The following is a 22701-nucleotide window of genomic DNA, read 5'->3' as shown; positions in this document are numbered from 1 at the left end:
GCAACGCTTGCTGGATTTCCGTGTCTGTACGCTTGTAGATGGGTAATTCGTCCATCCCCCAAGGAAGGGTTTACGCCGAGAATGCTTCAGCCGTCGCAACTTGAGGATGTGTCTGTCCGTTACGCGGATGAGATTGCGGAGATGTCCGAGTTTTTCACCACAGCGGGTATCGCTGTGGAAAAGCCACAGGCACTGGCGCAGGTGTCTCGCCGTTTGCATGACGAGCGAGGATTTCATCGCGACCTGACGTCGCATGTGTGGGTGATGCTGCATCGCCGTGGCAGTGCAGTCCGTTATGGCGAAACGCTGGGTGTGGTGGCGCTGGCGGCCGCCGGTAAGCGGCTGGCAGCGGAGGCTGATGAGACTGTGGCGCATGATCTTCTGCGCTTTGTCATGGAAGCACATGACGGTCTGAATCCACCCGTTGGCCGCACAACGGCGGCTTCCCTTCCTGCCTTGCCTGTTGTTGCCCCGATTGTTGCGGCCGAGACCTTGCAGGGAGAATCCACAGTTTCCACTGCGGATGTGGTCAACATTCCTGTCCCCGTGCCGATTGCGCGGTTCCCTGTTGCTTCCGCGATCGATCGCAGCGAGAAGGAAGATTTATCTACTTTTCCTGAGGCTGTTGAAAAGCCGTCGCCGGGGCCTGTGCTGGATACGCCGATTCGATTTGCACGGGTGGACGTTGAAGTCGCCGACGATTCCCGGCGTAAGCCGCTTGTGTGGGCGTCCGTGGCCGGTGTGCTGCTGGTGGTGGCCTTGGCAGGATGGTGGTTCTATCGCAATACTTCCGCCGCGCCAGAGGCTGTCGCGACGCCAGCTCCGGTGATTGAGGGCAACTCCACCCCGACGCCAGCGCCGGTTGTGCCGCAGTCCGGGGTTGTGGAACAACCCCCGCCCAACATTGCGCCGATCAAGCCATCGCAAGCCCCGAAGGGCAGCCATTCGCCGCGTGCTGCGGAGCCTTCGCACAACAAGGCTGTCTCTGCTCGGCAGACGTATGCAGTGCCTTCTCCCGCGAACACTGGGCCGTCCAAGCCGCAACAGGTGGCCGCCGTTACGCCTCCGCCTGTGGGCGTATCGCGTCCGCCTGCAGCCGCACCTGCGTCGACTACCTCATCGCCTGCGTCCATTGTGCGGTCGTCTGCGAATGCGTCGAAGCCAGCGGCTCCCACAACCGTTTCCCCGGGCGTTCTGTCGAAGCAGCTTGACCACCCCGGTCTGACGCCGCAACAGGAAGCCGAGTATGACAACACGGGGCGTCGCTACCCGCATCTTTTGCGCCGTACCCCGCTCAGCAACAGTGATTCGTTGATGGCCAAGGCCAACGTGCCGCCATCCTTTGGCGCCGTAAATACAATTGCGGGCTCGGCGCCTGCGGGAACGGTAAGACCCACGTCGCTGGGGGTTATGTCCTCAAACCTGATCTACAGCCCGGCGGCAGCTTATCCTGCGGCGGCGTCGGCGGCGCATGTAGCGGGTGCAGTGAAGGTTGAAGCGGTTGTGGATAAGTCTGGTAACGTTGCAGCGGCTCGCGTCATCAGCGGCCCCGTGCAGCTTCGCGATGCCGCATTAAACGCGGTGCAGCAGTGGCGCTACAAGCCCTATGTTTTGGGCGGTAAGGCGCGCCAGTTCACCACGCAGGCTCTTATGGAGTTTGAGCTGCAGTAAGCGGCTAAATCGTAACCACCATGCGAGGCTCGCCGGGCGCCTGCCATGCTTCGGCAATCTTCTCCAACGGCAGCGTTGCGATGGCTATTTCGAATGCGCCCTTGGCTGCGCCTTCGAAGACGTGTGCAATGCCTTCCATCAGCTTGTTCATGGGGACGGACTTCAGGCCACTGCCCATCAGTTCGATTGCGGAAGAACGCAACGCGGCGGCGGGGAGATCGATGCTGTTCTCACCCGCCGCCGAGCCGATCTGCACAAGGCGAACCCGGTGGGCATCTTCCACGTTGCGCGCAATCGAGGCGATGATCGCGCGTGCGCTGCCACCCCACAGGTAATCCAGCACCACGTCGATTCTATTTTGGAAATGTGGTTTTAGCGCCTGCTCGAATGCGTCTGCGCCGTCTGGGTGATCCGCGTCGATGGTGAACGGGATCACCTCGTCTGCGCCCAGCTTGCGCAACGCTTCCAGTTTTTCCGCGTTGCGTCCGCTGACTAGGATTCGGCCTGCGCCAAGGTATTTCGCAATCTGCACGGCCATGCTGCCTGCGGAACCTGTGGCGCCGTTGATCAGCACCGTTTCGCCGCGGACGAACTTTGCGCGTTCCACCAATGCGGCCCATGCAGACATGCCGGGATTGGCGATCGCCGCGGCGGTTACATCGTCCAATCCATCGGGGATCGGGATGCTGAGTTTTTCGTCCACCAGCGATTTTTCTGCAAGCGCTCCGAAGGGTGTCTCTGGGAGGGCGAAATAGACGCGTCGGCCATCCTGCGTGGTGCCTGTGCCGTCCACGCCCGGGACAGAGGGGAAGACGCCCTCGGAACTGTAATGCGCACCGGATGAGCGCATCTTGCTGAGATGGCTCAGGGCAGAGGCGCGAACGTTCACAACCACTTTGCCGTCAATGGCTTCCGGCTCACGGAATTCGCCGAAGACGGGAGGTGCACCTGCTGCTGGAATGATGGCTGCTTTCATGGCGTTCCTGGTCCTCACGATTACGGGCAATGTGGGGATTGGATGCGGCAGGGGTGTGAGGCGACGCGGCGAGGGTTGTCATGGAAAATTCTCTTTCATGCCGAATCCTTCGATATAGAAACGTCATCAGAAAGAGCGCACGATCAGAATTCATTTCTCGTTTCGGAGATTTTTCGCACATGGCATCACTTTTGAAGATTGACGTCAGCCCCCGTGGCGACTACTCGTATTCGCGTCAGCTTGGACAAACGTTTGTGGAAGGCTGGCAGGCAGCGCACACGGGAGGCACCGTGGTGACGCGCGATCTGGCGAAGAATCAGCCGACGTTCCTTGACCTGCCGTGGATTGCCGGCGCATTCACGCCGCCCGATCAGCATTCTGAAGAGAGCAAGGCCGCGCTGAAGGTCTCCAACGAGATCATTGGGGAAGTGCAGGCAGCAGACCACATCCTGATCACCACGCCCATGTACAACTTCCAGATTCCTGCTGTTCTGAAGGCATGGATCGACCATCTGGTGCGCGTGGGTGTGACCGTGAATTACACGGAGAACGGTCCCGTGGGAACGCTCCTGGGCAAAAAGGTTACGGTCATTGTGGCCAGCGCTGGTGCATACCCCAAGGGCGAACCCAGCGAGGCATACGACCAGCTGACGCCATACCTGAAGCACATCCTCAGCTTCATTGGCCTGACCGACGTGACATTCCTGGCTGCGGGCGGTGCTGCCGGCATCCAGTACGGCAAGATCAGCGAAGAGGATTGGAAGAAGCCCTTCGTGGAGCAGGCGAAGGAACTCGCCAAGGCGTAATCGTCATTCAAACGAAAAGGCTAAGCGAGGACATTGTTTGTCTTCGCTTAGCCTTTTTATTTGTAGAGCGCACTAACGCCGGGAAAGCGCATCGTTACCGCCGGTGATGTCATGGGGTCGATCAAAAGGATCGTTCGTTCCTGCGTTGACAAAATGATGCGATACGGTTCGTGCAGCACCTGGGTAAGGTGATAGAGCGCGACCAGCTCCGCCGAGTCGTCGTACCAGTTTGTACTGCCGTACAGAGAAGCAAATGGCGAGGACTGAAGTGCCTTATAGGTTTCCTGGGCGTTGTCCATGCTGCCGGGCCTACCGGTGCGAAAGCATGTCCCGCCTAAAAATGGCGACCGATAAGCGGGATTTACTGTGAGTGAGTCATTCCAGATGTCTGCCGCAAGAGATGGCGGTGGCGTATAAGCGGCTGTCGATTGAGCAGCCGGGATGCCGTCCACCACGTGCATCGCCTCATGCAAAAGAACGTACAACACCGCATCCTGCGAGCCCGCCTCGATCGCGATCATCGCCCCTGACGTGGATGGTCGATAGCAACCCTGTTCCTTGCGCGTGAAGAAGGCGGATACGGTTTCGTCGAGTACAGGTGCGTGAATCACAATGTCGTAGATTGTTCCTGACGGCGTCGCCGAGGCAATTGTCATTCCATTGGCGAAGCGCCCGTCTACAAAGCTGATGGAGCGTACATGGGCAACGAGGGCATTCGTTTCGAATGCTGGAAGCGCAGCCAATGCCTTGATGACCTTGTCGCGCTCTGCAACGGACAAGGTGTGGGGCTCCACGCGCGCACGAATGGTCCGCAGTACAGAGGCAGGCGTGTCCACAATCCTCTGTTCTAAGGGGATGGTCGTATCGATCGTCGTAGATTCGTTCTGCGCATGTAACCCGGAGCCAGTCAGACAGCCCGCGAGCAACATGCCCAGGAAGAAAGTCCTGCCCCGGATCCGCATGGTGGGAATCTTACAGGAGCCGACCGACCCCGCGAGAAGCTGCTAAAAACGATCGTCGTTTGTTGAACTCTTCATTCCTTCATTGAACTTTGGCGATAATAGTCGGTGCCATGGCAAAACAGGAATTTCAGACAGAAGTATCGCAACTCCTCCAACTGATCGTTCATTCGCTGTATTCGCACCCGGAGATCTTTCTCCGCGAACTGATCTCCAACTCGTCAGACGCGCTGGATAAGCTGCGCCACCTGAGCCTGACGGATGAGAAGTTCAAGGCGCTGGTGGGCAACGGCATTGATGCACCGCGCATTGACTTGGAGCTGGACGAAGCGAACAAGCTGCTGACGCTGTCCGATACGGGCGTTGGCATGAACCAGGAAGATTTGATTTCGCACCTGGGCACCATTGCGCGTTCGGGAACGAAGAACTTCCTCTCGCACCTTTCCGGCGATGCGCGCAAAGATTCCAACCTGATCGGTCAGTTTGGTGTGGGTTTCTATTCCGTGTTTATGGTCGCGGATAAGGTGGATGTCTACTCGCGCAAGGCGGGTGAAGAGACCACATGGAAGTGGACCAGCGACGGCAAGACCGGCTTCGACCTGGAAGAGGTCACGGGCGAGCATGCGCGCAGTGTGGCTGGAACCACCATCGTTATCCATCTGAATGATGAGGGCGCGCAGTACGCCAATGGATATCGGCTGCAGGAGATTGTGAAGAAGTATTCCAATCACATCGCCTTCCCCATCTTCCTGACGTACGACAAGAGCGAGTGGGATGCGGAGAAGAAGGAATCCATCAAGACGCGCACCACGGAACAGGTGAATGCTGCGAGCGCGATGTGGCGTCGTTCCAGGTCCGAGTTGAAGGATGACGATTACAAGGAGTTATACAAGTCGCTGACCGGCGATTGGGACGATCCGCTGTTCTGGTTCCACACGCGCGCGGAAGGCACGCTGGAATACACCACGCTGTTTTACATTCCGTCGAAGGCCCCACTGGACCTGTATCAACAGGACTACAAGGGCGGCGTGAAGCTGTATGTGAAGCGCGTGTTCATCATGGACGACTCGAAGGATCTGCTGCCGCCGTATCTGCGTTTCGTGCGCGGCATTATTGATTCCGAAGACCTGCCGCTGAATGTGTCGCGCGAGATTCTGCAGCAGAACAAGGTGCTCACCAGCATCAAGACGGCCAGCGTGAAGAAGATCCTGTCGGAGTTCAAGACCATTGCGAACAACGACAAGGAGAAGTACGCGCAGTTCATCACTGAGTACAACCGTCCGCTGAAGGAAGGCGTGTACGGCGACTATGCGAATCGCGATACGCTGCTGGACCTGGTGCGCTTCAAGTCGACAAAGGTGGAAGGCCTGACGTCGCTGGCGGAAGCAAAAGAGCGCATGCAGCCCGAGCAGAAGGCGCTGTATTACATCACTGGCGGCACAGAGAGCATGCTGCGTAACTCGCCGCTGTTGGAGATCTACAAGAAGAAGGGCATTGAAGTCCTGATTCTTGATGACGAGATTGATGAGATCGTCTTCTCCACCGTGAACAACTACGGCGATGTGGAATTCAAGTCAGTGAATAAGTCTTCCACCTCCGAAGACGTGAAGGATGAGGCGTCTCCAGAGAAGACAGAAGAGTTGAAGCCGCTGCTGGAGAAGATCAAGGCTACGCTGGGCGACGCAGTGAAGGATGTGCGTGCGTCATCGCGGTTGGCTGATAGTCCTTCCGTTATCGTCAGCGATGAGGATGAGCCTTCGGCACGGATGCGTCGCATGATGGAGGCGATGGGGCAGAAGGACCTGCCTGCCATGCAGCCCACGTTGGAAATCAATCCCGATCACGAGATTATTCGCAAGCTGCTGGCCGACCCAAGCAACAGCCGTGTGGACGATGCGGCGTGGTTGTTGTTTGATCAGGCGTTGTTGTTGGAAGGCGTGCCGTTGAAGGATCCGACAACGTTTGTGCAGCGATTGAATCGCGTGTTGAACCAATCCATCTAGTGCTTAAAGGGAGTGAGTGTTCTGCTCACTCCCTTTAAGCTTCTGTGCGGTCGGTATGCGCACTTGGGCTTTGCCCTGTTCTATCCAATAAATTTCGCGGCATGTAAAAAACAGAGGCATTTTGCGATAGCATCGTACCGCCCGGAGAAACAATGCTCACAAGACTCTCTGCCATTGCCACTGCTGCTGTTCTTACTGCGTCGCTTGCGCACGCGCAGGCCACTCTGACCATCCAGGCTGATAAGCCGGTGCATCCTGTCAGCCCCATGCTCTATGGCCTGATGACGGAGGAGATTAACTACTCCTACGATGGCGGCTTGTATGCAGAGATGGTGCGCAATCGCACGTTCCACCACGACTGGAGCGGCATGCAGCATTGGATCGTAGACAATGCAGGCGACTCCGCGGCGACCATCAAGATGGTGGCCGGTGATGGCCCGTCGAATGCTCTGCTGGACAGCATGCGTGTGGATATCGCGACGGCGACGGATGCTGCGCCCGCTGGTGTGCGCAACGATGGTTGGTGGGGCATGGCGCTGAAGCCAGATACCACCTATAACGGATCGTTTTATGCACGCGGCGATCTTGGGTCGATGACGATTTCTCTGGTGAACAACACCACGGGCGCGGTGGCTGCGACGGCAACAGTCGACGGCATTACTGGCGACTGGAAGCAGCACACGTTCTCGCTCCACACAGGAAGGATTGAGGCCGGCGCGAACAATCATTTGCTGCTGAGCTTTAAGAAGCCGGGCAGCGTGATGTTGCAACTTGTGTCGCTGTTCCCGCCCACGTACAAGGACCGCGAGAATGGCAACCGTACGGATCTGATGGAGATGATGGCCGGGATGCATCCGAAGTTCCTGCGTATGCCGGGCGGTAACTACCTCGAAGGCGACACGGTGGAGGAGCGCTTCGATTGGAAGGCAACGCTGGGTCCGCTGGCGGATCGCCCTGGACATCGTGGCCCGTGGAATTATGCGTCGACTGATGGCATGGGGCTGCTGGAATTTCTGGAGTGGACTGAGGACCTGAACATTGAGCCGGTGCTGGCCGTGTATGCGGGTTACTCGCTGAAGGGAACGCACATTGCCGCGGGCGCGCACATGCAGCCTTTTGTGGATGATGCGTTGGACGAGATTGAGTTCACCATGGGCGGTGCCGATACCAAGTGGGGTGCGGTTCGCGCAAAGCTGGGACATCCGCAGCCATTCCCGCTGCATTATGTGGAGATTGGTAATGAAGACAATCTCGATCGCTCCGGCAGCTATGACGAGCGTTGGCCGCAGTTTGCGAAGGCGATCCATGACAAGTATCCAAGCTTGAAGTTGATTGCCACGGCGCCGGTGAAGCGTGGGCTGCAGCCAGACCTCATTGACGATCACTATTACAAGCGCGCGGAAGAGTTCTATGCCATGACCGATCACTACGATCACGTGCCGCGCACAGGGCCGAAGATTTTTGTTGGCGAGTGGGCCACGCGCGAAGGTTCGCCGACGACCGACCTTGGCGCCGCTCTGGCCGATGCCGCATGGATGACCGGCATGGAGCGCAACAGCGACCTCATCGAAATGTCTGCATACGCACCATTGTTTGTGAACGTGAATCCCGGCGGTATGCAGTGGGAGAGCGACCTTATTGGCTATGACGCTGCGAAGAGCTACGGCTCACCCTCGTATTACGCACAAAGCATGTTTGCGCAGTACCTGGGCACCGAAGTTTCAGAGACGCAGTTGAGTGGTGGAGTGCATACGCGCTTCTTCACGTCAGTGACTCGCGATCCTGCAAAGGGCGAGATTTACGTGAAGCTGGTGAACGGCTCCACGGAACCGCAGACGCTGGATGTAAAGGTGCAGGGTGCAACGCCGGGGGCGGGCGCATCGCTCGTTACGCTGAAAGGCGATGCGCGCACGGCGACCAACAGCATCGCGGACCCGAAACACATTACGCCGCAGGTATCTCGCCTACGGGCGTCTGCATCAATCCACCATACGGTGCCACCGTTGAGTGTGCAGGTGATGGTGCTTCCGGTGAAGTAACTGCCGGGAGCCCACATTCTGCCAGACTGGTAAAATCAAACCTTACGTTCGGAGCCTTTCTCGTTGCCGTGTGGCGCGACCTGGCCGCGCTCCCAGATTTCTATTGCCTGATTGGAAGCATCGCTATGCTCGACATTACGAAGAAGCTCGAAGAAGAGATCAAACTCCTGGAACACGAGTTGACGACGGAACTGCCTGCAGAGATCAAGAAGGCAGTTGCGCTGGGTGACCTGAGCGAGAACGCCGAATATCACTCTGCCAAGCAGCGGCAGGAGTTCGTGAACGCGCGCCTGGGCCAGCTGAAAAAGCGTATGGGCGAGCTCTCATTGGTGAACCTGACGAACATTCCCGCGGACCGCGTCGGCTTCGGCTCGACCATCGTTGTCTTCGACAATACCAAGGACGAAGAGATCACCTACAAGCTGGTGACCAGCGAAGAGAGCGATGTCACCAAGGGGTTGATCAGCACCACGTCGCCGATTGGTAAGGCTCTCGTCGGCAAGAAGGTGGGCGATGAAACCACCGTCGTTACGCCGAACGGCAAGCGCGAGTTGGAGATTCTGAAGCTGACGACGATCCACGACGCCGAATAACGTTTTCCCGTCTAGACAGTGAAAGGCCCACCGGCTGATGTGCAGGTGGGCCTTTTCGTTGTTGCGTTGCGAATTACTTCTTCTTCTTGCCCTTGGCGGCCGCCGGAGCTTTTGCAGGTTTCTGCGTCAGCTTGATCTGGCCAGCCTTTTCGCGTGCGTGCAGCACTTCCATCAGGTTTGCCAGCGGTAGCGGTGTGAATTCGCCGGAGAGGAAGTCGCGGATTTCCAAGGCAGTCATGTGCTTCGGCAGCAGGAGCTGGAACTCTGCGTTCATCTCCTGCGGAAGCTGCGGGCCGGTCTGCGGTCCACGGCGTCCGCCGCCACCAGCACCGCCAGGGCCTCCCGGTCCACCAGCGCGAGCAACGGATTCCACCAGAATACCGGCGGCTTCCTTCTCTTCTGCTGTCTGGACAGGTTCGCTCGGCGTTACGCCGCGCTGCACAGCCTGGAGCTGGTACGCAGCCTTCACTTCGGCAAGCAGCGAGGTTGCACGCGCATCAATCAGCGGAGCAAAGGCAGCGGTGCTCTTCTTGCCGCTGTCCGTGTTCGTCCACAGAACGCTGGCGGAATCCACAACACCCTTTTCGACAGCAGCCTGATGCAGGATGGCGATCTTAGCTTCCTTGTACGCGGTGTTCAGCGAGGCGGCATCGGTCGCATCTGCAATGTAGCCAAGGCCCTTGGTGTGCGACTCGCCCATACGGGCAAGACCGCGGCCCAGGTTCTCATTCAGGATGCGCGCAGCTTCTTCATCCGTGCCGGAAGCCAGTGCAGCAAGCGAACCCGTTGCCACGGCAGCAGCGCGCTTGTACTGCGTGGAATCCTGCTTGTCTGGCGTGTCCTGCGACGAGTGGTACCACATGTCCGGCCACGTAATGAACATGATGGCGGGGATGCCGTGCTGCATGTACGTCACGTGATCGCTGGAACCGTAGTGCTTGTCCACCTTGATGTAGAAAGCGTCATTGCTGCCGTTGGGCGATTCCACGGGCTGCGATGCTCCGTAACCCAGCGCACGATAGCGGACACGCTCGCGCGACACTTCCGCGATATATTCCAGCATGCTTTGGCCAATGTCGTTGATGTACGACGGGAAGGTGTCCGGCGTACGCTGCAGGATCCAGAGGCTGCGGCTGGCGGTCAGGCGCAGGGCTTCCATGTCGAAGTTCAGGTCGCCAATGATGACCTTCGCCTTTTCGGGATGCGCGTTGAACCACGCGTTGGTGCCGCTGATCTCCTGCACCCATTGGAAGTTGATGGTGCGCTTCGGCTTGGGCAGTTTGCCTTCAGCAACAAGCTTCATGTACGCGCGGCCCACTTCGAGTGTGAGTGCCACACCGGAGTTGTCGTCGTTTGCACCCTGCTTGATGTATGCCTCAAACAGGTGGCCGCCGATGGCCACTTCCTGCGTGGTGCTGCCGTCGCCGGGGATTTCCGCGTGGACCAGCTCCTGCTTGTTCGGCACCTGCTCGCTCTTGGTGATGGAGCGGATGGTGACCTTCTGGCCGCGGTTCAACTGCGTTTCCAACTGACGCGCCACACGCGGCGACACAGCCCATGCCACGGTGCCGGGCTTGGCGACAACGGTGGTCCAGACCACTTCATTCGGGTAATCGACAGCGCGATCACCTGCGCCAATCGCGCTGATGCCTACGACGCCGATAGCGCCTGCATCCACTGCGCGGTTGTAGATGGCAGCAAGGCCGCTGGGAGCCAGCGACAGCACGAACTTGCCTTTAACGTCCTTGCCCTCAAAGTCCTTCGCGGTGCCCTGGCCTACGTCGACCAGATCGGCGCTGATGTCGCCGTTGGCGTTCGTCGATGCCAGAACTTCCGGGATGTCGTGAATGTCATAGATCTTCACGCTCTTCGGCGAAGTCGTCCACAGCTCGCCCACGGTGGGCTGATAGGTGGTGCCGCTGGGATAGTCCTCAATGGAGACCTTGCTGAAGCCATATTCCTTGGCCATCTTGGCCACGGCTTCTGCTTCGCGGAAGTGTCCCTGATACTCCGACGGCGGACGCACAAACTGGTACGGCACCTGCTCCATCACGTTGTGCATGGCGCGTTCGCCCGACACTTCGTTGATGATGGCCGTCATCTGCTCCTGCGTCAGCAGCGTGCGGTCTTCTTTTTCCTGCCCCATCAGGACTCCAGCATGGCAACCCACCAGGGCAATGCCAGCCACAGCCGCTATCCATCTTGTCTTCATACTTCTCCTCTTGCTTTTTCTTTCGGGCATGACGGAAGCCATGCCCTTTCGAAACTCATCACGCTTACTTTTGTGTCTTCTGCAACTGTTTGGCTACCTTATCGACCTCGCCCCACACGCGCAGCAGGTTGCCGCTCCACAGCTTGCCGATCTGCTCTTCGCTGTAGCCGCGGCGCACCAGTTCCAGCGTCACGTTGAACGACTGGTCGGTGCTGTTCCATCCATCAATGCCGCCACCACCGTCGAAGTCCGATGCCAGCCCTACATGATCAATGCCGATCTTCTTTACGGCGTAGTCCACGTGATCAATCAGGTCCTTCACATTGGCACGCGGTGCGGGCGGATACTTCGCATCAATCTCCGCGATCTGCTTCTGGAAGTCGGCGCGTTTGTCTTCCGGCAGCATGTTTGCGTAGGCGGCCATACCACCACGGCGAGCACTCTTTGCGTCGGTTGCACTTTCCACTGGGCACGAACGCGCAGCAGCCTCACCACGTGCACCCCTGCGCGCCAAGTCGCCAAAGAACTCCTTCTGCAACTTGGTTAGAGCCGCGGTGCGTTCAGGCGAATCCGGCTTCAGATAGCTGGCGAAACCGACCACCTGGATCACGCCGCCATTCTTCTTCAGCGCTTCCAACTGTTCGTCATCCATATCGCGAGTCACGCTGGGCGCCAGAGCGCGGACGGCCGAGTGTGATGCAATGACCGGTGCCTTCGACAACTTGATGGCTTCCAGGTTGGAGCCCTTCGCGGGATGCGAGAGGTCCACCATGATGCCCCATTTGTTCATCTCTGCGATGACCTCGCGACCCTCGGGCGACAGACCATTGTTGTAGGAGTAACCGTCCTTCTCGCCGGTGTTGGAGTCGGCAAGCTGGCTGTTGCCGTTGTGTGCCAGCGACATGTAACGCGCGCCGCGGTCGTAGAACTCCTTCACGCGCTTCACATCCAGGCCAATGGGATAGCCGTTTTCAACGCCAATGACGGCAATCTTCTTGCCAGCCTTGTGCAGGCGGATTACGTCTTCCGGCGTCAGCGCCAGGCCAATCTTGTCAGGGGCAATCTGTTCGGTAAGGCGATGGATCGCGTCGAACTTCGCAATCGCCTGCTTGTAAGCGTCGTCATAGCCTTCGGGCGTCAGTGGGCCCTGTCCCACGTAGACGATCATGAACGACACATCCATGCCGCCTTGAATCATCTTGGGGATGTTCACCTGCGTGGTCAGGCGCATGGAGTAGTTGCAGTCTGCCGTGAAGTTCGAGGGCTCAATGTCGTTGTGCGTATCGAGCGTGATCACGTGGTCGTGGATCTTGTGCGCTTTGGCAACCAGGGCCGCGTCGCTGTTGGATTGCGCCAGGCTGGCCTGCGGTGTGATCAGCAGAGCCGCACTCAGGGAAAGAGCTATCAGGTGTCTCAAGCGAACCTCCAGCAAACGTGGATGAAACAACAAACAGACTGAAGCGGAATTCCCTGAAATACGGGGAAAGCCAGTGGAAATTGTGCGAGGTAGGGCTCATTGTAACCCGGCATTTACGGGCTTAGAACGCTAAACGCAGGCAAATTTGCAGATAGAGAAGAAGACGTAACAACAGGTTCGTAAGACTCGCTCTTTGACGTTCGGAAACGCTTGCGGGAACCTTGTTACACTCCTTCTGCCTTTTGCCACAGGTCTACTTCCGTTGTGAAATCCCTTTGTCCTGGAGTCATTTCCTGATGCGTCGTCTGCTGCTTTCCGCTTCGCTTGTGTTGTGCAGTCTTCCGCTGGCTGCCGAGGTGCGCCTGCCGCACGTATTCAGTGACCACGCCGTCATTCAGCGCGACCGTCCGGTGCGTGTGTGGGGATGGGCGCGGCCCGGCGAGCAGGTTTCTGTCAGCTTTCATCAGCAGAAGTTGAGCGTTGCGGCGAATAACTATGGCCAGTGGGAGACGTGGCTCAAGCCGGAGTCTGCGGGGGGGCCATACGAGCTGACCGTTTCAGGCGATGCAACGGCGTCCCCCATCACGCGCAATGACCTGCTGGTAGGCGATGTGTGGATTGCCAGCGGCCAGTCCAACATGGAGATGCCGCTGAAGGGATTCAACCCGGACACGCAGATCAAAGACCACGAGAAGGAGATTGCAGCGGCCAATCACCCGAAGATTCGCCTGCTCTTCCAGCACAAGCGTCCTGCTGCCGTGCCACTGGCCGACACGGACGATACATGGACCGTGTGCACCCCGGAAACGGCCGCGGGCTTCTCTGCGGTGGCCTACTTCTTCGGACGCGATCTGCAGGAGCACGAAAAGGGCGTGCCCATTGGCCTTATCGATACAAGCTGGGGTGGCACACCGGCCATGACGTGGATGAGCGCGGGCGGTGCGGGCTTCCTGGGCCAGGGCAGCCTATTCACCAACGGCGCGGGCATGGTCGCCGACCAGGGCGCGACAGACGAGATCAAGGCGAACCTTGCCGCGCAGGACGACGCAGACAAGGCGGCCGGAAGAACGCCGGTACCGCACGCGAAGTTCACCGATCGCAACAGTTCATGGAATCCGGCAGCGCTCTACAACGGCATGCTGGCGCCGTATACGAAGTACGCCATCCGCGGTGCCATCTGGTACCAGGGCGAAGCAGACCAGAGCATGCCTTACGCGCCGTATTACGGCCGCATCTTCGGCGGCATGATTCAGGATTGGCGGCGGCAGTGGGCGCAGGGCGACTTCCCGTTTCTGTTTGTGCAGCTTTCCAGCTATGGCACAAACACGGTGGACGGATGGAGCACCGTGCGCGACGCGCAGCGCAAGACGCTGTCGCTGGTGAACACGGGCATGGCCGTCACGCTCGACGTGGGGCATCCCACGAACATCCATCCCGGCGACAAGCAGGCCGTCGGCGCGCGCTTGGCCGCGGCTGCATTGAGCATCAGCTATGGGGCAAAGGCAGAGGGCTTCTCGCCCATGTTTGAACAGGCCACCACGGAACCCAACGGCATGCGCGCCTGGTTCACTCATGCGGAAGGACTTGCGCCGAAGGCTGGCGCGGTGGGCGGATTCGAAATCGCCGGTGCCGACCACAAGTTTGTTCCGGCAGAAGCCCGCGTGGAGAAGATTGGCGACCACGTAACAGTGGTGGCGACCTCCTCCACCGTGAAGGAGCCAAAGTACATCCGCTATGGCTGGGCAGCGGTTGTCACGGACTATCTGTACAACAGCGCAGGTCTGCCTATGGGCACGTTTACGTCCGAGCCATAAGGCAAACGGCGTAAACTTAACAAATGCTCAAGTTTGGTTGTGCGGCGATGTCGGATGGGGATTTCCTGCGTGCTTTTCAGGACCGCGACATCGCCACCAGCCAGTTTCACCACGGCGACCACCTTCGCCTGGCTTGGCTGCTGCTGGAGCGTCTGCCGTTTGACGACGCGCTGGACAGCGTCCGCAAGGGGTTGCAGAACTTCGCCCTGCGCACCGGCAACGCCGCGCATTACAACGAGACCGTGACACAGGGCTGGATGCGCCTGCTTGCAGCGCAGGAGGCAAAGACCTTTGCCGACGCCATGGCGGATTACCCCGAAGAGGGAGACAATCCGCTGCACGCCTTCTGGCAGCCGGAGACGCTGAAGTCTGAGGCCTCGCGGACCGGCTGGGTGCCACCGGATGTGTCGCCCTTGCCGCCCATGAGCAACCGCTGGAAGCTTCGCGCAACGGCCCCGCGCACACGGCGATCCACGCCCCTGCCGGTGGATGCATTGCCTGAAACCGCCTCTTCACAGACACTTCCCCTGCCCTTTGAAGAACAGACAGACCCGGAAAATCCGCGCGAAGAGTTGGCCGCTGCGGCCCGCGACACGTTTCAACTGCCCGCGCACCACCCCGAACGGGCTACACTGGAAGAGGATACGCACGGACGCATGAGCTCTCGATTCACCTGGACCAGCGCCTTTGGCAAGGGCAGCGGATGGCTGCTGCAGAAGATCGTCAACGGTTTGGCGCTGTCGAAAATCTCGCCGAACACGCTGACCTTCATTGGCCTCATCATCAACATTGTGGCCGCGTTCTTCTTTGGCTACGCGCGCGGCGAAAACGCGCACCGCATGTTCCTGTACGCGGGCCTCATCCTGATTGGTGCGGGTTTGTTCGACATGGTCGACGGCCGCGTGGCGCGCCAGACCAACCAGGTAAGCGTCTTCGGCGCATTCTTCGATTCCGTCATCGACCGCTACAGCGATGTAGCAATCTTCTTCGGCCTGCTGGTGTATTACGCGCGCGGTAACCGCTTTGTGTACGTGGTGCTGGTGGCGTTTGTGATGACGGCGTCGCTCATGGTCAGCTACACACGCGCCCGCGCAGAAGCCCTTATCGGTTCCTGCAAGGTGGGTTTCATGGAGCGGCCGGAACGCATCGTTCTGGTTATCCTGGGTGCCTTGGCAGACACATGGGGCGTGATGGCACCGGCACTGTGGGTACTGGCTTTCCTCAGCACCGTCACCGTGATCCACCGCATCCGCTTCACGTACACAGAAACCGAACGCCGCAAGCTGCAGCCCGCGCGATAACTTACCAGTCGGTTAGCGTTCCATCCAGCAGTCGCGCCACGGGTAGATACGCGCGCTGGTACGGATACTTCGCCGCAAGTTCTTCGTCAATGGTCACGCCCAATCCCGGCGCATCGCCCGGATGCATATAGCCGTTTTCAAACTTGTAGGCGTGTGGAAACACTTGGTCGGTCAGGGCCGTGTGCGGCATGTGTTCCTGTATGCCGAAGTTGTGAACGGCTAAACCAACGTGCAACGCCGCGGCCATGGTGACGGGTGAAAGATCGGTCGCACCGTGATAGCCCGTCTTCACCTGGTACAGGTCGCAGAAGTCGGCGGTCTTCTTCGCAGGCGTGATGCCGCCGCCGTGCGACACCGTCATGCGCAGATAGTCGATCCACTGATTACGCACAAGGTCATGCGCGTCCCACACGGAGTTAAAAACTTCGCCCACGGCCAGCGGCGTTGTGGTGTGCTGGCGGATGATCCTGAAACCCTCCTGCAACTCCGCGGGTGTCGCATCCTCCATCCAGAACAGGTCATACGGCTCAAGTGATTTGCCGAGACGAGCTGCCTGAATCGGTGTCAGTCGATGATGCACGTCATGCAGCAGATGAACATCTTCACCAACGGCATTGCGCACTACATCGAAAAGCTTCGGCGCAAACCGCACATACTTTTCGGTGGACCACAGACTTTCGGAAGGCAAGCCACGTTCGGCAGGTTCATACGGCTTGCCCTTTTTCGGCACACCATAACTTGACGCAATCCCGGGAACGCCAGCCTGTGCACGAACGGCAATGTACCCATCAGCAAGATGCTTCTGCACGGAGTCAACGGCTTCCGCAATGTCCGCACCGTTCGCATGCGTGTACACCATGCATCCGTTGCGGCTCGCACCGCCAAGCAGGTTGTAGACAGGCGTGTTCAGCGTCTTGCCCTTGATGTCCCACAGAGCCACGTCGACCGCTGCAATCGCCGCCATCGTCACCGGCCCACGACGCCAGTAAGCACCGCGATAGAGATACTGCCACATGTCCTCTGTCTGAAACGGATCACGACCAATCAAACACGGAATCACATGCTCCGTTAGATAGCTGGCAACAGCGAGCTCGCGGCCGTTGACCGTGCCATCGCCAAGGCCGTAGATGCCTTCATCCGTATCGATGCGCAGCGTGATGAAGTTGCGGTCTGGCGAAGTGATGATGAGGCGTGCGCCTGTGATCTTCATTTGGGCTCCAGCTTACTGCGGTGTGATCAGGCCGGCAGGGCCAATCGCGATATAGTCTACCGGCGCAAATTCACGATAGTCGCGCGCGCGGATCTGGCTGTTGGCTTCGGCGGACGGCATCACGTTCTGCAGCTCCAGCCGCATGTCCGGCACGGCGTGCAATGTAATGACCGCACCAGGATGCAGCGCCACGTTGTATGCGGTGTAGCGTGTCGCAGTTTGGCCACTGGGATTCGGATCGAACTGTGCAGGTGGCAGTTTGTCATCAGCTGCAAAGGTTGCGATGGTCTTGCCGTCCACCAGCAGTTCGTACTTTGAAACACCGTTCCACATGTCGTAATAGTTCACGGCAATGTTGTAAGTGCCTGCGGGTTGCTGTGCAGTCATCGTAAGCGTGCATCCTGCGGCTACATGGCAGTTCACAGCCTTGCCACCCGATGCCGTCTCCCACGGATTCACATCGATAGTTTCAAAGCCTGTGGCCTGCATCGCTTCTGCCTCGATGCGGCCTTTGTCATGCCCCACACGTCCTTGCGCATCGGCAATGCCAGAGATGCGTTGGAACCAGTTGTTAACCGCATCGCGCCACACAATCGCATCGCCTGCCTGAAATTCAAACAGTCGCAGTGTCTGCGTATAACGTTCCGCATCAATCTTGTCCTTCAAGGCACACCACTGCGGCACGTACTCTGCCGCGGCAAGTGCAGAGGCGTAATGCGTGTCGTAGATCGATTGAACCAGTGTCTTGCCGCTGTGCAGCTTGTAGTCGTACGGTACATGATGGAAGAACAACAGCAGATCATCGCCCGTGGTGGCTGGATTCTCATACTTCGCGGCAAGCTCCGGCGCGTACTGCTGCGCGTAACCGGTGCCATGCGATGTGCGATCCATACCAATGCCGTCTTTCTCACCACGGAACCATTGACCCCATCCATTGCGCTCAGCCGATTCAATGCCTGGACCAAAGTGATAGCCAAGAATGTTGGTGAGCGTACCCATGCCGTTCGGGCCGGTATATCCCTCGTACACGCTCCAGCTCTTGCGCAGCATCGACGTGATAGTGCTGACTACCTGCCCATCGTTGCCCCATGTCATCCGCGTCCACGTGTCAGTGATCTCGCTCAGCGGCGTATCTGGATTCCACGCCAGCTTGCCAAAGCCATACAGATTGGCAAGCGCCATAGGATGATGCAACCAGTTCGTTTCACTACCTACATTGGTAACTGAGACGAAACCGCTCAACCGAGCCGAACCACCTGCATTGGGAAACGTATGACCGGTGACAATCTGCTTTACCGGCGTCGCTTTGCCGTTTGCGCGCAGATCGGTGTCCAGCACCCACTTCCACATGCTCGGAAGAAACACCATGTGACGCTGCTGCCCTGTGTACTCCTGCGCGGTCTGCAGCTCAATCGCAACGTTGCTCTTCTTCAATGCGCTGAACAGCGGACTCACCGCTTCACGCGCCTGAAAATCAATCGGCCCTTCTTTGATCTGAATGACAACGTTCGATTCAAACGTGCCGTCGTTCTTCACAAAGTTGTCAACACCGGCACGTGCTCGGTCGGCCTTCTTGTCATTCCAGTCAAGATGGTTGTTGTAAACAAAGCCGCGATACAGCACCACACCGCCATGCGGCTTCAATGCACGCGCAAGAACATTCGCCGCATCGGCAGGCGTGCGTCCATATTGCGATGGCCCTTTACGCCCTTCACTATCTGCCTTCACCGTGAAGCCTGCAAAGTCCGGAATGAGTTTATAAATCTCATCCACCTTTGATTGCCACCATTCGGCCACCTTCGGGTCAAGCGGATCGAAAGTATCCAGTCCACCCACAACCTGCGGACTCGTAAGATCAACACTCAACGCCAGCTTCACACCCCACGGACGAAAGACCTCGGCAACCCGCGCAAAGTCACGCAGGTTTTGCCCGGACAACGTTTGCAAATTCGCATTGACGTTGTTCACATTGCATCCGTTGATGCCAACCGAAGCAAGCAGCCGAGCATACTCCCCAGCACGCGTAAGGTCCTGCTTTACGCGCCCATTCTCAAAGAAGATGGACGGCCCCGCATAGCCGCGTTCCACCGTACCATCCATGTTGTCCCACTCATCGCTCCAGCGAATCTGCGCAGCCGGCGATTGTGTCTCATTGACGATGGGCTTCTGAGACGCCACACGTTCAAGAAAATGAAACACGCCATAGAGCTCTGCTGCAGCCGACGAACCTTCGATGTGTAAGCCGTCCATGCCACGTCTGATACGGTAAGTCTCGCGTGGCAGACGGGCATTGGAACGGAGCACAATGATCGCTCCGGTGCCAGCGTTTGAAACCACAAAGTTTCTGCCCAGCATGGAGGTTAATCCACGGCGAAGCTCTTCCGCAGCGGCGCTCTCCGTAGGTGAGCTATCCCCTGAGACGATCCGCGTCGGCAATGTCGCATATAGCTTTGAATCTGTGAGCGGTGCATAACGCAGCCACGCGGCTGAGCCATCTTCTGCGACGATGTTCAGGGAACCGCACAGTGCCAGGGTCGCGGCACAGATAGTTTTCCGCACGAACTGCTTCATTGCGGCTGTACCGGCAGCGGCCCTGCGGTCCGCCATTTATCGGCCCACTCAATGAAGAACGGTACATTCGGCAAATCCGTATGACCGCCATCATGCTGTCGCCATGCAAGCTGACCATCCAGCAATCCATGCAGCACAGGCGGCATCTGTACCTTGTCTGCGTGATAGTCGTTGGGAACACCGAGAGTCTTGTCACCCAGCAGTTGATACACCGGCTGCGCGGCCACAGTGGCCATGAAGCTACCCTTCTGATCCAGCCACTTCGCATCGCCTTTTTCCGGCACGCCATAACTGATGAACAGCAAACGGGGCGCGGCCAGAGCGATGAGGTCATGCGCGTCCACGGGGTTATCGCCTGGTGTCTTGCGGCCAAAGTTACCATCCTCCGCGCCATACTTCATGAAGTTGCCGGCCATCCAGTAGTACTCGCCACCAGTAAGGCTTTCGACGGCCTCACCAAAGTTTCGGCGACTGAGCTTCGCACCGCCTTCACCGGAAGATCCAATCAATCCCATCGCAAACCGAGGCTCAAACGCCATCGTTACCAGCGCGGCCTTGCCATAGCGCGACACACCTTCAATACCTACCTGCTTCGCATTCACCGCAGGGTCGGTCTCAAGATAATCCAACACACGCGCCGCACCCCACGCCCATGCACGCAACGCACCCCACTGCTCCGGCGTGCGTGGTTGGCCATGATTCGTAAGGCCAATGATGCCGCGCGTAATCCCCTGGCCGTTGTCTGCCTGAATGCTCGTCGTACTCAGTGCAACATAACCCCATCCCGCAGCAACAAGTTCATTCGGCGCGGGCAGCGTATCCGCGGTATACGCGGGTAAGCCCGGCGCACGACCAGTGAATGGATTCACCGCTTGCGATGCAATCGGGTTGTAAGCTGGATATTTGTCGAAGATTTCTTTTAACGACGGATCCTGCTGCGACAGCAGTTTGCGGAATGCTTCATTCACACGTTCCAGTTCAGGAGCCGTGGGTTGCGCAGGCGATGGCAAAACACTTTGCCCAAACATCACCAGCACCGGCACAGGTCCTTTCACGTTCACCGGAATCACCTCGGTCGCTTCAATGTCCACACTGATTGCGGGATATGCCGAGTTATCCACGTGTCCTACAAGCCGTTTTGCAATCACCGGAGTGCGGCCCACAAATTCCTTGTCCGTAAGCACCACGCGCCACGTGACACCAGGAATGTTCTTCGGCAAACGGCCATACATCTCGCGTTCCACATCTTCCACAATCTGCGGACGACGCTCAGTCCACCATTGCTGTGGCGTGGTCACGTTCTTTCCATTCTTCAGCGTCAACGGATCAGGAAGATCGGGATACGGATTCGCCTTCGACTCGTCGTAGTTCGCATGGTTCGGCGCTTTCTCATCACCGCTGGGCCCAGGACGCAGCGTCTTGATGCCAAGCTGATCCATCATGTTCTGATGGTCCTGCTCGGCGGTGAACGTCACAGGCGCCTGCGCACGCGCAACTGCGCAACCGGTGACCAGCAAGGCAAGTGCGGCCAGACAACGAATCGTCTTCACGAATTTTCTCCTAGGCGTGCTGCGGCATGAATGCGTATTTGGCGCGCTGCGGACGCGAGAGCCATTTGTTGGCCGCGTCGTTATTAAGGAAGCGCTCGTTCACTGGATCCCAGTGCAGATGCTCATTCGGCATATGCATCGCGATCTGATGTACCAGGCACGTGGAACACGCGCGATGTCCCATCTCCACAGGCGAAATATTCAACTGCCGTGTGTGAATGCAATCGAGCCAGTTGCCGTGCTGGTCCTCGCTCACATAAAGATGAATCTCATCCGGTCCAATGACCGACTTCAAAATCTCCGGATCACTTGCCTCAAGTCCAGTCGCCTTCACGTCTGCAGCCTTGCCCATGTCGGTCGGCGTCAACTGCTCAGTGCGCGTGACAAACACCCATCCCTTGGTGCCAATGAACTTAATGCCATTGCGGAAATCGCCGGAGATGTCCATCGTTACGCCATTCGCGTAGCGAGCATGCGTGAGGAACTTGCCATGCACATTCCACAGGCCACTCTTAGGAAACTCCGCGGTTCCCCAAACTTCCACAGGCCCTGTGTATTCCGTGTTCATGCCCCAGTGCGCGCTGTCGATGTGGTGCGCGCCCCAGCCCGTAATCATGCCCGCGCCAAACTGTTCGCAGCGCAGCCATCCCGGCCGATCAAAACCCTTCTGTGGATGTACACGCATCTCGGTGTAATACACCTCGGGCGTGGTGCCCAGCCATGCGTCGTAATTGAAGCCATCAGGCACAGGCATGTGCGGCGCTTCCGGTCCTGCAGGGTCACCGGGCAGGCCCACTTCCACATGTTTCAACTCGCCAATGCGACCATTGCGCACAAGCTCGGCCGCGTAACGAAACTGCTTCCACGAACGCTGCTGGCTGCCCACCTGCACAATGCGCCCAGTGGCATTTGCAACATCGGATAGATAGCGCCCTTCCGCAATCGTCAGCGATGCGGGCTTCTGCATATAAACGTCTTTGCCCGCGCGCACCGCGGCCACGGCGCAGGCAGCATGTTGATGATCCGGCGTGCTGATCACCACGGCGTCAATATCCTTGTTCGCCAGCAGTTCGTGGAAGTCCGCGTAGCCCGTTACGCCGTTGTAAGGCGCGCCGCCACGCTTCTTGGAGTACACACCGTTGATGAGCTGCTTGCCCTCTTCCACGCGATGCGCATCCAGATCGCAGACGGCCATGATGTTGGCCTTGTCGGACTGCCAGATGCCCGGCAGATCATGCCCACGCGAGATGCGACCCACTCCGATTGCGCCAACATTAATGCGCTTGGACGGAGCGTACTGCCCAAAAACCGAAGAGGGAACAATCGTGGGGAAGCCGACGGCAGCACCTGCGGCTGCGGCACTCTTCAGAAAGCTGCGGCGAGAAACCTGCATGGGGCACAACACCTCATCCGTCAGCGCGGCGGCATACTGTGTCTTTTAAAAAGCCGCTCTGACAAGGAATAATCCAGCCCCCGAACTATATCCGCGGATTTCTGTTCCTGTCCAGACACAGATGCCGCCATTTCAAGGCTTCTTCACATGTATTGGGCTTGTGCGTCGTTGGGCACTGCGTAATGG

General features: G+C 58.3%; 15 protein-coding genes. 7 read left to right on the top strand and 8 right to left on the bottom strand.

What is annotated here, in order from left to right:
- The first annotated feature begins 141 nt into the window (after positions 1–141).
- Positions 142–1671, top strand: coding sequence for an energy transducer TonB (locus M504_RS21315; RefSeq protein ID WP_198137573.1), 1530 nt, complete (start codon positions 142–144; stop codon positions 1669–1671).
- Positions 1672–1675: 4 nt separating this feature from the next.
- On the opposite strand, the gene M504_RS11235 is transcribed toward M504_RS21315, so the two are convergent.
- Positions 1676–2647 (bottom strand): zinc-binding alcohol dehydrogenase family protein, encoded by a 972-nt coding sequence (locus tag M504_RS11235; RefSeq protein WP_047491294.1) that lies wholly within the window; start codon positions 2645–2647, stop codon positions 1676–1678.
- A 179-nt stretch (positions 2648–2826) separates the two neighbouring features.
- Here M504_RS11235 and M504_RS11230 point away from each other — a divergent pair, with 179 nt between their 5' ends.
- The gene (locus M504_RS11230) at positions 2827–3453 is read left to right on the top strand and encodes an FMN-dependent NADH-azoreductase (protein WP_047491292.1); all 627 of its coding nucleotides are present in this window, start codon (positions 2827–2829) and stop codon (positions 3451–3453) included.
- 56 nt (positions 3454–3509) lie between these two features.
- Here M504_RS11230 and M504_RS11225 read toward each other — a convergent pair whose 3' ends face one another.
- A complete protein-coding gene (locus M504_RS11225) occupies positions 3510–4415 on the bottom strand; it encodes a hypothetical protein (RefSeq protein ID WP_156993696.1) in 906 nt (301 codons plus the stop codon).
- Between the two features lie 110 nt (positions 4416–4525).
- Here M504_RS11225 and htpG point away from each other — a divergent pair, with 110 nt between their 5' ends.
- From htpG to greA, 3 genes are all read left to right on the top strand, one after another.
- A complete protein-coding gene (gene htpG / locus M504_RS11220) occupies positions 4526–6415 on the top strand; it encodes a molecular chaperone HtpG (RefSeq protein WP_047491289.1) in 1890 nt (629 codons plus the stop codon).
- 152 nt (positions 6416–6567) lie between these two features.
- Positions 6568–8454 carry an alpha-L-arabinofuranosidase C-terminal domain-containing protein gene (locus M504_RS11215; protein WP_047491286.1) on the top strand — a complete coding sequence of 629 codons (1887 nt, stop codon included), beginning with the start codon at positions 6568–6570 and terminating at the stop codon, positions 8452–8454.
- Positions 8455–8579: 125 nt separating this feature from the next.
- Positions 8580–9047: a transcription elongation factor GreA gene (gene greA, locus M504_RS11210; protein ID WP_047494561.1), complete on the top strand. Its 468-nt coding sequence runs from the start codon at positions 8580–8582 to the stop codon at positions 9045–9047.
- A 73-nt stretch (positions 9048–9120) separates the two neighbouring features.
- Here the strand turns inward: greA and M504_RS11205 are convergent, their stop codons facing one another.
- Both M504_RS11205 and M504_RS11200 read right to left on the bottom strand, forming a co-directional pair.
- Positions 9121–11259, bottom strand: coding sequence for a M28 family peptidase (locus M504_RS11205; protein ID WP_052200638.1), 2139 nt, complete (start codon positions 11257–11259; stop codon positions 9121–9123).
- Between the two features lie 64 nt (positions 11260–11323).
- Positions 11324–12676 (bottom strand): dipeptidase, encoded by a 1353-nt coding sequence (locus tag M504_RS11200; RefSeq protein WP_084214281.1) that lies wholly within the window; start codon positions 12674–12676, stop codon positions 11324–11326.
- Between the two features lie 296 nt (positions 12677–12972).
- Here M504_RS11200 and M504_RS11195 point away from each other — a divergent pair, with 296 nt between their 5' ends.
- Together M504_RS11195 and M504_RS22530 are read left to right on the top strand one after the other, a co-directional pair.
- The gene (locus M504_RS11195; RefSeq protein WP_047491282.1) at positions 12973–14490 is read left to right on the top strand and encodes a sialate O-acetylesterase; all 1518 of its coding nucleotides are present in this window, start codon (positions 12973–12975) and stop codon (positions 14488–14490) included.
- A 257-nt stretch (positions 14491–14747) separates the two neighbouring features.
- A complete protein-coding gene (locus M504_RS22530) occupies positions 14748–15791 on the top strand; it encodes a CDP-alcohol phosphatidyltransferase family protein (protein WP_369792909.1) in 1044 nt (347 codons plus the stop codon).
- 1 nt (position 15792) lies between these two features.
- Here the strand turns inward: M504_RS22530 and manD are convergent, their stop codons facing one another.
- The 4 genes from manD to M504_RS11170 are packed head-to-tail and all read right to left on the bottom strand — an operon-like array spanning position 15793 to position 22515.
- A complete protein-coding gene (manD, locus tag M504_RS11185; RefSeq protein WP_047491279.1) occupies positions 15793–17001 on the bottom strand; it encodes a D-mannonate dehydratase ManD in 1209 nt (402 codons plus the stop codon).
- A gap of 12 nt (positions 17002–17013) precedes the next feature.
- The gene (locus tag M504_RS11180; RefSeq protein WP_232296252.1) at positions 17014–19608 is read right to left on the bottom strand and encodes an alpha-glucuronidase family glycosyl hydrolase; all 2595 of its coding nucleotides are present in this window, start codon (positions 19606–19608) and stop codon (positions 17014–17016) included.
- A complete protein-coding gene (locus tag M504_RS11175; protein WP_156993694.1) occupies positions 19569–21122 on the bottom strand; it encodes an acetylxylan esterase in 1554 nt (517 codons plus the stop codon). The genes M504_RS11180 and M504_RS11175 overlap by 40 nt, the downstream gene beginning before the upstream one ends.
- A gap of 10 nt (positions 21123–21132) precedes the next feature.
- On the bottom strand, positions 21133–22515 hold the full coding sequence (locus M504_RS11170) for a Gfo/Idh/MocA family protein (RefSeq protein ID WP_047491276.1): 1383 nt from the start codon (positions 22513–22515) through the stop codon (positions 21133–21135).
- Positions 22516–22701: the final 186 nt, after the last annotated feature.

Origin of the sequence: Terriglobus sp. TAA 43 (assembly GCF_000800015.1) — a bacterium.
Classification (GTDB): Bacteria; Acidobacteriota; Terriglobia; order Terriglobales; family Acidobacteriaceae; genus Terriglobus.
This window is presented reverse-complemented; position numbering and strand designations above follow the sequence as displayed.